We start from the raw sequence: 13478 nt of genomic DNA on the forward strand, positions 1-13478 counted from the left end.
CGCGCGCCCGGCCCCCGGCCGGCAGCCCGCGCATCCAGTCGGGCCGCCGGCCGGTCACCGGCCTGCGAGAGCCGCCGCTTCACGCGCGGAGAGCGCCCGCTTGAAGGCCCGCACATCGTCGATGATTCCGTCGAAGCCCCGTACGAACTCCTCGCCGCCCAGCGCACGGCCGACGGCGAAGTCGCCGTCCGCGTCGACGACTTGGACTGCGCCGCCGGTGACCCTCCGGATGATGTCGCCGGCGAGCCGGCCGCCGCCCAGGTCGGCGGCGCTGCTCCCGGAGCCCTGCGAGGCCCCCGTGAAGTCGCCGCTGCCGAAGCCCCAGGCACCGCCGCTGAATTGGTCGCCGTTGCCTGCCCCGTTGCTGTCGCCGCTGCCGTCGAAGCCGTCGAAGCCGTCGAAGCCCCCCTCGCCGCCGCGGTCGAAGCTGAAGCCTCCCCCGGAGGTCGTCGTGGACGTGGTGGTCGTCGTGCTGGAGTTGCCCGAGAAGTCACCGCCTCCGTCCACCTCGGCGGTGTCCTCGAGGTGCCCGTCGATGTACAGGCGGATCTCGCCCGCCCCGGCGTCGTAGACCCCCGTCAGATACGTCCACCGGTCAGGGGCCGCGCCCCGCGACGAACCCGCCTGAACCAGATCGGCGTTCTCCTCGTCCTCCTCCGGCATGATCATCTCCCAGCGGTCCGACTCCGGGTCGTACTGGAGGGAGAAACCGCTGACGTTCTCGGCGTCCTGACTGATCACAGTCTGGAAGTCCTCGGTGTCGTTCATCCTGGCGCGCGCCGAGACGGAGAAGCTCTTGGACGTGTCGACCACCGGGCCGTCCGCCACGACGGACTGCTGCCCGAAGAACTCGATGCCGCTGCTCGCCGGCTCCGGGAGCGGGTCGCCGTCGAGGGTTCCCTCGACACCGTTGCCGGAGGTGTCCGCGGTGGTCCCGTCCTCGACCGCGTCGAACAGCCACTCAAGTGCCGCTCCCCGCACGGGCGATGGGGGCTTGTAGCCCTTCCCCGGGTTCCCGGGGGGCTTCGTCGCCGTCACCGTCGACGTGGCGGTGGCGGTCGGCTCGGCACGTCCGGAAGGCGCCGGCGGCCCGGAGGTGTTCCCGGGACGCGGACCGGCGCCGTTCTGCGCTCCTTCCCGCAGGCCCCCCGTGTAGGCGACGGCAACGACGAGGGAGCACAGACCGACGAGCGCGGCCGTCAGCGCGAACCGGCGGGCACGCGGGCTGCGTTCCCCGCTGAAGAGGGCCGACATGCCCGGCAGCGCGGACGCGCGGGCACGGAGCACGCCGAGGACCCGTCGCCCGGGCGCCGCCGCACTCGCCCAGGCCCGCGCTCCGGCACCAGCACCGCGGCCCGGTTCGGCGCCGGGCGTCCCGGAGACGTCGAGGGTCTCCGACGAGACCGTGTGCGCCGCCAGGGCATAGTCGGCGCCTCCCCACGGAAGCATGGCCTCCGCCAGAACGCTCCCGAACTCGAAGCGCATGCGCTCCAGATCGTCCACGGCCCTCGCGCAGTGCTCGCACCGGTCGAGGTGGGCGACGAGATCGCCAGGCGTGTTCATGGACGTCTGCTCCGCGTAGGCGAGCAGCATGCGGTGCAGCCGGCGGCACGCGTCGTCCACCGTCGCGTTCTGATGGAGGCTGACGTAGGTGGTGTAGAACTCCCTGCGCGCACGCCTGTTGAGCAGCGAGACGTCCTCGGTCCCCGTGGCGAGCAGCTGGTGGACCGCGGCGGCGTCGTCGTGCTCGACCTCGTGGTGCCACAGCACGGTCTGACTCCGGGCCGGCAGACGCTCGAAGGTCTGCGCGGTGAGGGAGGAGGAGCGGTGGCCCGTGAGCCTCGCGGAGCCCGCGTCCCCGTCCGCCTCGGCGTCCATGCCGTCCCCGGCGGATTCCTCGAACCAGTCCACCAGGCCCGGTGCGAGCTCGCTCCGCCTGCCGCCGCGCAGCCATTCGGCGCCGGTGCGCAGAACGGCCGCGAGCGCACGCGGACGCATCGCCCCCGTGATGTCCTCGTCCAGGGGCCGCAGTGCCTGCTCCCACGCCCGGCCGGCGAGCTCGTCGCCCGTCGCGGGACTGACGACGTACGCGAAGGCCCGCACGGCCTGGTAGTGGCGCTGCTCCAGCTCCTCGCGCGCGCCGGACGTCCTCTCCCCCTCCTCCTGGGCGAGGCGGCGCAACTCGTCGTCGGACAGGCGCGTGAATACCATCCGTTCGTTCATTCCCCTGGCTGTTGGCGGCGTCTCGGCCAAGAGACCGACGCTGGACCTTGAGCACGGCCGCGGCACGGACGACCGCACTGACGGCCACTCACCCAGAATCACAGACCGGTGACAGCTCGGGCATGAGCAATAAGTACCTAGACCGGTCGTCCGCTTCCGGCCCGGCCGGCCACGGCAACCAGGCGTGCGTGATCCGGGCACGAACCGCTCACGTTCTCCGACGAGTGGGCCGCGGACGTGGCGCGGCGGTACGGCCTCCGGCTGATCGGTGAACAGCCGCAGAGGTGAAGGAGAAGCGACGGCACCGTCGGGGAAGCCCGCTCACACGGCGGCCGGAAAGGCCGGCACCGCCCCCGCCGGGCGCTTGCTCCCCCGCACGGGTACGCACTCCACGGCGGCCCGCCTCATGAACGGTTAACCGCAGCCGCGAGAGCGGCCGGAGGACGAGTACCCGCCGCGCCACGAGGAGTTGCGCGCCAGGGCCCCGGAGGCGAACCGGCAGAGCCGCACAGGCCCCGGCAGTCCGGCAGTGAACCGGGCGCATCGAGCGACCCGGAATGACCGTGGGTAACACCTGCTAGGAGTGTGTTCACGCCTTACCAACGCTTACGCACAATCGTCACGGAAGGCACATTGCCCGGCAGGGCGGGGCGCGGAAGTGTGTGCGCCAAGCCGGATCACGGGACCGCCGTCCCGGCAGCCGTCCTGTTGCGAAGGAGCCGACCATGGCGGGAGCGGATGAGGAGGCCGGCCGGGCCGGCGCGCACGCCGCGCACAGCACCCCCGACGAGGCGGGTACGGGTACCGGTGGCAGCCGCCCCCGTGAGCACGGCAGGCGCAGGTTCCTGACGTACCTGGTCGCCGCTCCGACGCTGGCCGTGGCCACCAGCATCGGCTCGGAGACGGCCGCGCCCCGCGAGGCTGAGGCGGCCGTCCCTTCGCCCCCGGCGCCCGCCGACCTCCTCGACCTGGGGGACGTGCTGATCCTTGCCGCCAAGCCCACCTCGGGCCTGCTGGTGCTGAAGATCGACGAAGAGGGCACTGTGCACTTCCGGCTGCCGAGGGAGGAGGTCGGCCAGGGCCTGACGACCGCCGTCGCGATGCTCGTCGCCGAGGAGCTGGACACGCCTCTGGAGAACGTACGGGTCCAACTCGACGACGCACGGCCCGAGTTGGTGTTCAACCAGCTCACCGGCAGTTCGAACTCGATCAGGTCGCTGTACGGTCCCGTCCGGCAGACCGCCGCTGCCGCCCGCGGCCGCATGATCGCGACCGCCGCGCGCAAGTGGGACATGAAGCCGGAAGCCCTGTCTGTGCGCCGGGGTGTGGTCCTCGGGCCGGGCGGCCGGCGCGCCTCGTACGCCTCGCTCGCCACGGCCGCGGCCGGTGGACGCACCGAGGAGCTGAGCGGCGCCCTCACAGCCACGAAGCCGGAGTCGGACCACACGCTCGTCGGCGTGCCCACCTCCCGCCTCGACGCCCGGGCGATGGTGACCGGGCAGCAGCAGTACACCCTCGATCTGGACGTGCCCGGCGCGAAGCCCGCCATGGTGCGACGGCCGCCGACGCTGGGCGGCACGGTGAAGTCGGTGCGCAACGAGGCCGCAGTGCGCGCCATGCCGGGCGTGCTGGACGTCGTGACCGTCGAGACGGGTGTAGCCGTCGTAGCGGAGACGTTCGGGCAGGCGCTCGACGGCAAGGAGGCCCTGGACGTCACCTGGGGCAGGGGCACCGTCGACGACCTCTCCGACGACGGCATCCGCAAGAAGCTCCGTGCCGCGACCCTGCCCCTCGCTGTGCCTCCCGTGCTGACCGGGCACACCGACGCCGAGTTCGACTTCGCCTTCGTCAGTCACGCTCCGCTGGAGTCCAACTCGGCCGTTGCGGACGTGCGCGGGGACCGGGCCACGATCTGGTCGGGGCTGAAGTCGCCGATCGTCGCGCAGCAGACCATCGCCGCCGAACTGGGACTGCCGCAGGACAAGGTCACCGTCCATGTCATCCAGGGCGGCGGCTCGTTCGGGCGCAGGCTCTTCTTCGACGCGGCGCTGGAGGCGGCCCGCATCTCGAAGAAGAGCGGGCGGCCTGTCCGGCTGATGTGGTCACGCATCGACGACATGCGGCACGGCCGGATGCGGCCCGCGACCCACCACAAGATCCGCGCGACGCACTCCCTGGGCAACGTGATCAGCTTCGAGCACCGCGTCGCAGCCGTCGAGACCGACCTGCGGCACGGGCTCGGCGAGATCCTCACCGCCAACGCGGCGAAGCTTCCCGTCGCGGGGAACGCGAGCATCGCGCAGTCGCTCTTCCTGACGACGGTGAAGTCCCCGTACAACTTCGGCGTCACGACCCAGCTGCTCAACGAGGTGCCGCTGAAGATGCCCACCGCGTCGTGGCGGTCGGTCTACTCGGCGAACACGCGTGGCGCGGAGGAGATCGTCGTCGACGAGATCGCGAAGAAGCTGGGCAAGGACCCGGTCGCCTTTCGGCGCGAGTTCCTCAAGTCCGCGCGCCAGCGCGCGGTGCTGGACAGGGTCGCCGAGGACGGCGAGTGGGGCCGGAAGATGCCGGAGGGCTTCGCGCAGGGCGTCGCCTTCCACGATGAGTACAAGTCCTGTACGGCGTGCCTCGTCGAGATCGACGCCCGCGATCCGAAGGAGCCGCGGGTCACGAAGGCCGTCATCGCGGTGGACGTCGGGCGGCCGGTGAACCCTCGCGGGCTCGAGGCGCAGATGCTCGGCGGGCTGACCGACGCCATCTCCACGACGCTGCGGGCCGGGCTGCACATCGACAGGGGGCTCCCGCTGGAGGGCAGCTACTCGCAGTTCCACTACGCGCGGCAGAAGAACAGCCCGCGGGACGTACGGATCCATGTGATGCCCGCCGAGGACGGCGGGGAGCCCGGCGGCGCCGGGGAACTGGGCGTGCCCGCGGCGGTCGGAGCCATCGCCAACGCCTATGCGCGTGCGACCGGCACCAAGCCGCGCTCCTTCCCCGTGAACTTCGACGTCGACTTCGACCCCTTCCCGCGTTGAGGAGCCTCCGTTGCCTTCCCACACCTTCTCCGTCAACGGCAGGAGCGTCACGGTCGACGCCCCTGACGACCTGCCCCTGTTGTGGGTGCTGCGCGACCTGCTCGGCGTGCGGGGCCCCAAGTACGGATGCGGAATCGACGTCTGCAAGGCCTGCACCAGCCACCTCGACGGCCGGGCGGTGAACCCGTGCGTCGTGCCGGTCTCCGATGCCGACGGCAAGGAGGTCACGACGATCGAGGGCCTCGCCGACGGCGACAAGCTGCACCCGGTGCAGGAGGCGTGGCTGGAGCAGGACGTCGCCCAGTGCGGCTACTGCCAGCCCGGCCAGATCATGGCCGCGGTCGCCCTGCTGCGAAAGACGAAGAATCCCTCGGACGAAGACATCGACGCGATTGCGAACGTGTGCCGATGCGGCACCTATTTCCGCATCCGTGAGGCGATCAAGAAGGCGGCGTCGATGATGCAGTAGACGGCCGCGGCGGGTGCACGCCCCTGGACCGCGGTGTGTGGGTGCGGTGACGGCAGTAACGCCGTCACGCTGCCCCGGCGCTGAGGGAATGCGGGCACCGGATTTCCGGACGGCTGTGTCCCCTGGAGCATCCCCGGGTATCCGCACCCCGCGGCCGTGGCCGTTCTTCTCCTTCGACGAGAATCCTGCGACGAGACGCTGTTTGCGCGTCGGATTGGGACCGATCCCGTGAGTGACACCGAACCCATGCCCAGGCAGCCGTACCAGCCCGGGCCGAGCGGCCCGCCTCCGGGCCAGGCCTACCGCCAGGGCGGCCCGCCCCCGGGTCCCGGCTACGGCGGCCCTCCTCCGGGCCCCGGCTACCAGGGCGGTGGCCCGCCCCCGCCACCGGACTACGGCTACAACCAGCCTCCGGCGCCGCGGCGGGAACGCCGCCCGCGCGGCGACGGCGAAGGGGCACGTCGCGCCGCGCTGATCATCCACACGATCGCGGACATCGCCGCCGTGATCCTGGGCATGTGGATCCTGCTGTACCTGCTGGAGGCGAACCAGGCGAACCCGTTCGTGGAGTTCGTGAAGGGCTCGGCGGACTGGCTGGCCGCGTGGGCGCAGGACATCTTCACGATGGAGAGCGAAGGCCTGCGCGTCTTCTTCAACTACGGCCTGCCCGCGCTGATCTATCTGCTCATCGGGCACGGGATCTCGGCCCGGGTCCGCAGGCTCTGACGGACCCCACCACGTGCGGGTCCCCTGAGGAACTCTCCCCGGGAGAAGGCGTGGCCGTTCTACGCGGCCACCGGAACGGAAACAGCCCGCGTCCTGAGGACGCCGGGCCGCGATCAGCGAACCGGGCGATGCCGGGTCCGCGATCGCTCACGGCGCGCGCCCCCTGCGCGGCGTCCACGGGACGCGGCGCAGGGGGCGCTGCCATGTGCGGCCGGCGGAGGACGGGCTCCGGAGGTGGCGGTCGGCGGCCTCGGGGCGTTCCTCGCCGGGAGACCTTCGCAGATCCCGCGAGACCGGACGGCCCCGGCGGAGACGAACGCGCCCGCCCTGGGCGGCGGACCGCGCCGCCCGGCCGCCCTCACGGCGATCGATGGACGGTAATGGGCGGCTGGACCCGCCCGCTTCCTTTGCCCCGGGAGGGAATTGCCGCACCCGCAGCCACTTTTGTTACCGACTTATGACAGTCGCACTGCGTGACATTACCGCTTCGTATGACTCACTTTTTCCGGCCCGATACCCGCGGCGAAACGGAGATCCTTTCCCCGGACGCCGAAAGTTCGGTGCTCCATTCATGTTTCCCGACGGGCACGAAAAGCCCTGGCGGCGCCCGGAGGGGCACGCACCGTCCACTTCCGATTACACGACTCACGCGAGCTCCATCGGCGCGGCACATCCGGGGAGTGAAGGGAACTCCCCTCCCGTGAAACCGATCAAACTGGCATGAACCGACCATCGAGATCAGACATAAGGGCACAATCCGCAACCATCGACTTTCCTGTAGAAACAAATTGAGATCGATTGGAAGAGATCCGAAGAGAACTGCGGGGGTTCACGGCACAAAAGAGTCCCAGCACTGTTTGAACAATTCCGTTCCCGGGTGACACTGTGAGCCGAAAGCCGTCTCGAAGAGGTGCCGATATGGTGTCAGCCAAACGAGCCGTCGCCCGCGCCGTGTACGGATCGCGTTACGACGGCGTCCCTTGGGCGCAGCGCGTCTATGTCAGGCCGGGCGAGCGGGCATTGAGGGAGATGCAGTGGCGCCGGCTGCTGCGCACTTCGCCGGTGATATCCCTCGATGAATATCGCTCACGCGTCAAGCTCGGCGCGATCGAGGAGTTCATCTCCTGCCACATGTGCGGCGAGTCCAGGCAGCAGCCGCTCTACGAACCGTCCAAGCTCAAGAAGAACGGCAAGACCGCGTGGTCGTACCACGTCGTGCGCTGCCCGTCCTGCGGCTTCCTCTACCGCAACCCCAACATCCTGCCGGAACGCCTCGGTGACCTGTACTCCAAGAACTACAGCACCTTCCTTACCGGCGACTACGCCTCGAACCGGCAGCGCCGGTACCGGCAGGCCATGGACGCCTTCAAGCCCGTCTTCGACGAGGGCGGCGATCGCAGGCTGCTGGACTTCGGCTGCGGGGCCGGGTACTTCCTGGAACTGGCCGAGCAGCGCGGCTTCGACGCTCACGGCGTCGACCTGTCGCCCGACTCGGTCAAGGAGGCCAACGAGCGTCTGACGTCGGCGACCGCGCACTTCGGCGACCCCCAGGACGTACCGGAGATCGCCGCGGGCGGCTTCGACGTCATCACGCTCTGGTCGGTGCTGGCCCATCTGCCGCGTCCCGTCGACGACTTCACCCGCTTCCGCAGCCTGCTGGCTCCCGGCGGCGTGCTGATGATCCTCACCGTCAACGCGCAGTCGCTGCTGCTGAAGGCGTACGGCTCCCGGTGGAACGGGTTCACCCGCAACCACCTGATGTTCTACTCGCGGGAGACCATGCCGAGCCTGCTGCGGCACGCGGGTTTCGCGGGAGTGGCCTTCGAGCCGTTCTACGGCGACAGCGTCGAGGCCGGCACGACGCGGCTCAGGGACGCGCACGCACAGCGGCTGCGGCGTTCCGTCAACGCGAGTGACGGCGGGAACATGCTCAGGGCCCTGGCCTTCGCCGACGAGGAAGCGATCGAGCGCTGGGGCGACGGCCGCCCGGTGCACCGGGTGACCTGACTCCGGGGGCGGCCCGGGCCACCCCGGCCGCCGTCCACGACGGCCAAGGGCCGGTGCGGGAGCCGAGCGGGAGGCGCGCCCTCCCTCGGTTCCCGCACCGGCCTACGTCGTGGGCGAACCGTGGGGCGAAGGGCGATCCGGCTTTCCGCGCACGCAAGTTCCGGCCGTGGAGCGCACACGCACTCGCCGACGGCCGCGGCACCACGCGACAGCCGCAGCGCTAGCGACGGCGGCGGCTCTCCGGGACCGCGTCGTCCTGCGGGGCGGAAGCCCCCGGCTTCCCCTCGTCCGCCGCCTCGGGAAGTTCGTCGGGAACGTCGTCCGGCGAGATCGCGCCCGGAGCGGGACCTTCCGGTACGGCCGCCTCCGGGGGAATGGAGGCATCCGGCGGCACCGCCACGCCGGGAAGGGACTCGTCGGAAGCGGCCGCCTCCGGCAGGGACTTCTTCCGCCCGCCCTTGGCGCCCTTGACCTTGCCTGCCTTGGCGGTCCCGGCTCCCTTGCTCCCGTTGCCGCCGCCGGGGCCGGCGCCCTCGTGCGGCGTCTCCAGGAAGCGCAGCAGCTCGACGGGGAAGGGCAGCACCAGCGTGGAGTTCTTCTCCGTGGCCACGGAGGCGACGGTCTGCAGCAGCCGCAGTTGCAGCGCGGCGGGGGTCTCGGACATCTGCTCGGCCGCCTGGGCGAGCTTCTTCGACGCCTCGAGCTCGGCGTCGGCGTTGATGACCCGGGCACGCCTGTCGCGCTGTGCCTCCGCCTGGCGCGCCATCGAGCGCTTCATCGTCTCCGGCAGCGACACGTCCTTGATCTCGACGCGGTCGACGGTCACGCCCCACTCCACGGCAGGGCTGTCGATCATCAACTCCAAGCCCTGGTTGAGCTTCTCGCGGTTGGAGAGCAGGTCGTCGAGCTCGCTCTTGCCGATGATCGAGCGGAGCGACGTCTGCGCCATCTGCGAGACGGCGAAGCGGTAGTCCTCGACGCGGATGATCGCGTCGGCGGGCTGGACCACCTTGAAGTAGACGACGGCGTCGACGCGGACCGTCACGTTGTCGCGCGTGATGCCCTCCTGGGCGGGCACCGGCAGCGTGACGATCTGCATGTTGACCTTCTGCAGCCGGTCGATGCCGGGCACGATCATGGTGAATCCCGGCTCCTTGACCCCCGACTGAAGGCGTCCGAGCCGGAAAACCAGACCCCGTTCGTACTGCCGAATCACGCGTGCCGCTGCCATCGCGTACAGGGCACACGCGATCACGATTCCGACGATCACCTCGACGACCATGACGGCCTCCTGCACTGCCACACAAGCCCGGCATTCAGGGAGAGAACCTCCTTCAACGGTAGCGCCGCGGGGACGTCCGGGCGAGGGATGCGACAGGACCGGGAGCGGGCCCGGCCGAACTCCGCCGCCGAGGAGTCCGGCACAGAAGGTGACAGAGAGCTCACGGGCCACAGGCGCCTCGCAGATCCGCGCGAATCTTTGGAAACAACCCTGTACAACGTTGAGGTAAACGTTGTAATAAGGTCCCCCGACGCCCGCTTCCACGGTCCGTCGTTCCCTTCCAGCCGTCTCTCGCAGCCAGGTACGAACACCCGGGAGGACCCATGCGGAACCACACCCCCGACGGCCCGTTCCGGCGCACCGCACGCGGGCGCCCGCTCCGCCGCACCGGCATCGTCCTCGTCACCGGCCTGGCCGTCTCGCTGAGCGCCTGCACGGGCCAGGGAGCCGGCGGCAGCGGGTCGGACGACGCGGGCTCGTCGAAAGGCAAAACCACACTTACTTTCTGGAACGGCCTCACCGGCGGCGACCGCAAGACCATCGACAAGCTGATCGGCGAGTTCAACGAGTCGCAGAAGAAGGTGAAGGTCAAGTCCGTCCCGATGCCGTGGGACGTCTTCTACCAGAAGCTGCTGACAAGCGTCAGTTCGGGCAGCGGCCCCGACATCGTCGCCATGGACGCCGGCCAGATACCCAAGTACGCCGACAAGGGCGTCCTCCAGCCCGTCGACGACTTCTACGACTCGAAAAAGCACATGGACACCTCGAAGCTGGTGCCCGCGGCCGTCGACAGCTCGAAGTTCGACGGCAAGAACTACGGCGTTCCCCTCAACATGGCGACGCTCATGCTGTTCTGGAACAAGACCATCTTCAAGGACGCGGGCCTGGACCCGGAGAAGCCGCCGAAGACCTGGGACGAGTTCGCCTCGATGGCGCCGAAACTGAGCAAGGACAAGAACGGCGACGGCAAGCCCGACAAGTACGCCATCGCCCTCGCCGACCACGAGACGGTCCCCATGTATCCGATCCTGCTCTGGCAGGGCGGCGGCGACGTGGTCAGCGAGGACGGCAAGAAGGCCACCCTGGACGACCCGAAGACGCTGAAGACACTCAAGTACTGGGTGAAGCAGGTGCGTTCGGAGAAGGTCTCCCCCATCGGACTGGGCGGCGCCGACGCCGACAAGCTCTTCCAGACCGGAAAGGCCGCGATGGAGATCGTCGGTCCCTGGGTCACCACGTCCTTCTCGGAGGCGGGGGTGAAGTACGGCGTCACCCGGCCGTTCAAGGGCCCCGAAGGGCAGCAGACGCTGAGCGGCGTCACCTCGTTCGGTTTGAGCGCGAAGGCGAGCCCGCAGACCAAGAAGGCGGCCTACGAGTTCTTCTCCTTCTGGAACAGCAAGGAGTCGCAGGTGAAGCTCTCCGAGGGCACCGGGTTCCCGCCGGACCGCACCGACGTCGACCCCGAGGAGCTGAAGGCCAATCCGCATGCGGCCGAGTTCGGCGCCCCCGACGTCACCAAGAGCGCCCGGCCGTACCTGCCCGGCCTGGTCAACGGCCCGACGATCTCCGACCAGATCTTCTACCCCGCCCTCCAGCGTGCGCTGAACGGCAAGGGCAGTGTCGAGTCGGTCTTCAAGAAGGCCGACGCGCGTGTGCAGGCGGAGCTCGACAAGCAGAAGTAGCGGCCGCGGCCGGGTGGTTGCCCCCGGCACCGCCCGGCCGGTCACCGCACCGATGGAGGTAGACATGCGAACGGCAGCTGATCCGGCGGCCGTCCACCGCGCCGCCCGTGCCACGGATGCTGTCGCACGCTCCCGGCCCGGCCGCCCCGCCCGGCGCCGCCGCCCCACTCAGCGCACGCGGCAGGCGCGCGCCGGCTGGCTGTTCCTGGCTCCCAGCCTGGCCGCGCTGGCCGTGTTCGTCGTCTGGCCGATGATCCAGGCCGCGTACCTGTCGTTCACGGACTACAACCTGATGCAGGCGGCGCACTGGATCGGACTGGCCAACTACCGCCGGCTGCTGGACGACCCGGAGGCGTGGAACGCCCTGGAGAACACCCTGCTGTACGCCGTCGTCAGCACACCCGTCGGCGTGGTGCTCGCCCTCGCTCTCGCCCTCTTCCTGAACCGGGCGATGGCGCTGCGCGGATTCCTGCGCTCCGCCGTCTTCCTTCCGTTCGTCGTCTCCCTGGGCGTCGTCTCGATCGCCTGGGCGTTCCTCCTCGACCCCAACATCGGCCTGCTGAGCCACTGGTTGTCGGCGGTGGGGATCTCCACCGAGCAGGGCTGGCTGGAGGACCCCGGCTACGCGATGGCCGCCGTGATCGCCGTCGGCGTCTGGAAGAACCTGGGCTTCTACATGGTGATGTACCTGGCCGGCCTGCAGTCGATACCGCCCGAACTCCACGACGCCGCACGCGTGGACGGGACGAACGCCTGGCAGCGGCTGCGCAGCATCACCTGGCCGCTGCTGGCCAACCAGACCATGCTCATCACGATGATGGCGGCCATCGGCACCCTCCAGGCCTTCGACCAGATCTACGTGATGACGCACGGCGGACCGTTCTTCCAGACCGAGACGCTGGTCGTCTTCACCTACCGGATGGGCTTCGAGCGCAACGAGTTCGGTTACGCGGCAGCGATCTCCTGGGTGCTGCTGGTTCTGGTCTTCGTGCTGTCCATGCTTCAGTTCGGCTACTTCCGCAAGCGGGCGGTGACCCTGTGACGACCACACCGCACAACTCCCGGCGTCCACGGGCCTCTTGGGCCCCGGGCGGCCCGTCCCGGCTCCGGGCGCCCCGGCCCGGCGCGACTCCCCCGCCCGGCCGCCGGGGCGTCGACCTCGCGCTGGTCTGGCGGATCAGCACCATCGTGGCGGCGGCGGTGATCGCGCTGGCGGTCCTGCTCCCGCTGATCTGGATGCTGCTGGCCTCCCTGCGGCCGGAGCAGGACATCGTCACCAGCCCGCCGACGCTGTGGCCGCGCTCCTTCACCCTCGAGCACTACGTCGACATCTGGCAGGAGCTGCCCTTCGCGACGCTGTACCGCAACACGGTCATCTTCGCCGTCACGGTCACCGTCGTCTCCCTGCTCTTCGACTCGATGGCCGCCTACGCACTGGCCAGGCTCGAATTCCGCGGACGCGAGGCCGTCTTCGTAATCATCCTGATCATGCTGATGCTGCCGTTCCAGATCACTCTCGTCCCGCTGTACGACCTGCTCAACAACCTCGGTCTGGTCAACACCTTCACGGGAATGATCGTTCCGCGGGCGACCAACGCCTTCGGCATCTTCTTCCTCCGCCAGTTCTTCCTGTCCCTCCCGAAGGACCTCGAGGAGGCGGCGCGCGTCGACGGTGCGTCGGAGTGGCGCATCTACTGGCGTGTGGTGCTGCCGCTGGCCCGTCCCGCGCTGCTGACGCTGGGGCTGTTCCACTTCCAGTTCAACTGGAACGACCTGCTCTGGCCGCTGATCATGACCTCGGACACCAGCCGCGCCACGCTGCCCGCCGGGCTGTCGCTGTTCATGGGCCAGCACGTCACGCAGTACGGGCTGCTCATGGCCGGGGCCGTGCTCTCCCTGCTGCCGGTGATCGTGCTCTTCCTGCTGATCCAGCGCAGCTTCGTACAGGGCATCGCCACGACGGGCATCAAGTGACACGCGGCGACGGGCCCGTGCGCCAGGTGCGCCAGGTGCGCCAGGTGCGCCCCGAACGACTAGCAGGAGGCGGAAGT

Annotated in this window: 8 protein-coding genes and 1 pseudogene; 7 read left to right on the plus strand and 2 right to left on the minus strand. The window is 69.7% G+C overall.

The window, feature by feature from the left end:
* Positions 1 to 54 precede the first annotated feature (54 nt).
* On the minus strand, positions 55 to 2211 hold the full coding sequence (locus EV375_RS12285) for a LamG-like jellyroll fold domain-containing protein (protein ID WP_130299472.1): 2157 nt from the start codon (positions 2209 to 2211) through the stop codon (positions 55 to 57).
* Positions 2212 to 2948: 737 nt separating this feature from the next.
* Here EV375_RS12285 and EV375_RS12290 point away from each other — a divergent pair.
* The 4 genes and pseudogenes from EV375_RS12290 to EV375_RS12305 all read left to right on the plus strand — a co-directional run bounded on the left by EV375_RS12290 (position 2949) and on the right by EV375_RS12305 (position 8463).
* Entirely contained in the window at positions 2949 to 5261 is a 2313-nt protein-coding gene (locus EV375_RS12290; RefSeq protein WP_130299473.1) for a molybdopterin cofactor-binding domain-containing protein, read from the plus strand.
* A 10-nt stretch (positions 5262 to 5271) separates the two neighbouring features.
* Positions 5272 to 5730 carry a (2Fe-2S)-binding protein gene (locus EV375_RS12295; protein ID WP_130299474.1) on the plus strand — a complete coding sequence of 153 codons (459 nt, stop codon included), beginning with the start codon at positions 5272 to 5274 and terminating at the stop codon, positions 5728 to 5730.
* Between the two features lie 441 nt (positions 5731 to 6171).
* Positions 6172 to 6456, plus strand: a pseudogene (locus EV375_RS12300) (hypothetical protein); the annotation flags it as partial.
* Positions 6457 to 7374: 918 nt separating this feature from the next.
* Complete coding sequence (locus EV375_RS12305) at positions 7375 to 8463, plus strand: class I SAM-dependent methyltransferase (protein WP_130299475.1); 1089 nt, start codon at positions 7375 to 7377, stop codon at positions 8461 to 8463.
* Between the two features lie 220 nt (positions 8464 to 8683).
* Here EV375_RS12305 and EV375_RS12310 read toward each other — a convergent pair whose 3' ends face one another.
* A complete protein-coding gene (locus EV375_RS12310) occupies positions 8684 to 9745 on the minus strand; it encodes a slipin family protein (RefSeq protein ID WP_130299476.1) in 1062 nt (353 codons plus the stop codon).
* Positions 9746 to 10068: 323 nt separating this feature from the next.
* On the opposite strand from EV375_RS12310, the gene EV375_RS12315 reads away from it, so the two are divergent.
* From EV375_RS12315 to EV375_RS12325, 3 genes are all read left to right on the plus strand, one after another.
* Positions 10069 to 11427, plus strand: coding sequence for an ABC transporter substrate-binding protein (locus EV375_RS12315; protein WP_130299477.1), 1359 nt, complete (start codon positions 10069 to 10071; stop codon positions 11425 to 11427).
* A gap of 64 nt (positions 11428 to 11491) precedes the next feature.
* The gene (locus EV375_RS12320) at positions 11492 to 12469 is read left to right on the plus strand and encodes a carbohydrate ABC transporter permease (protein WP_130299478.1); all 978 of its coding nucleotides are present in this window, start codon (positions 11492 to 11494) and stop codon (positions 12467 to 12469) included.
* Entirely contained in the window at positions 12466 to 13401 is a 936-nt protein-coding gene (locus EV375_RS12325) for a carbohydrate ABC transporter permease (protein WP_486588443.1), read from the plus strand. The genes EV375_RS12320 and EV375_RS12325 overlap by 4 nt, the downstream gene beginning before the upstream one ends.
* Positions 13402 to 13478 lie beyond the last annotated feature (77 nt).

The organism is Streptomyces sp. CNZ301, assembly GCF_004217425.1.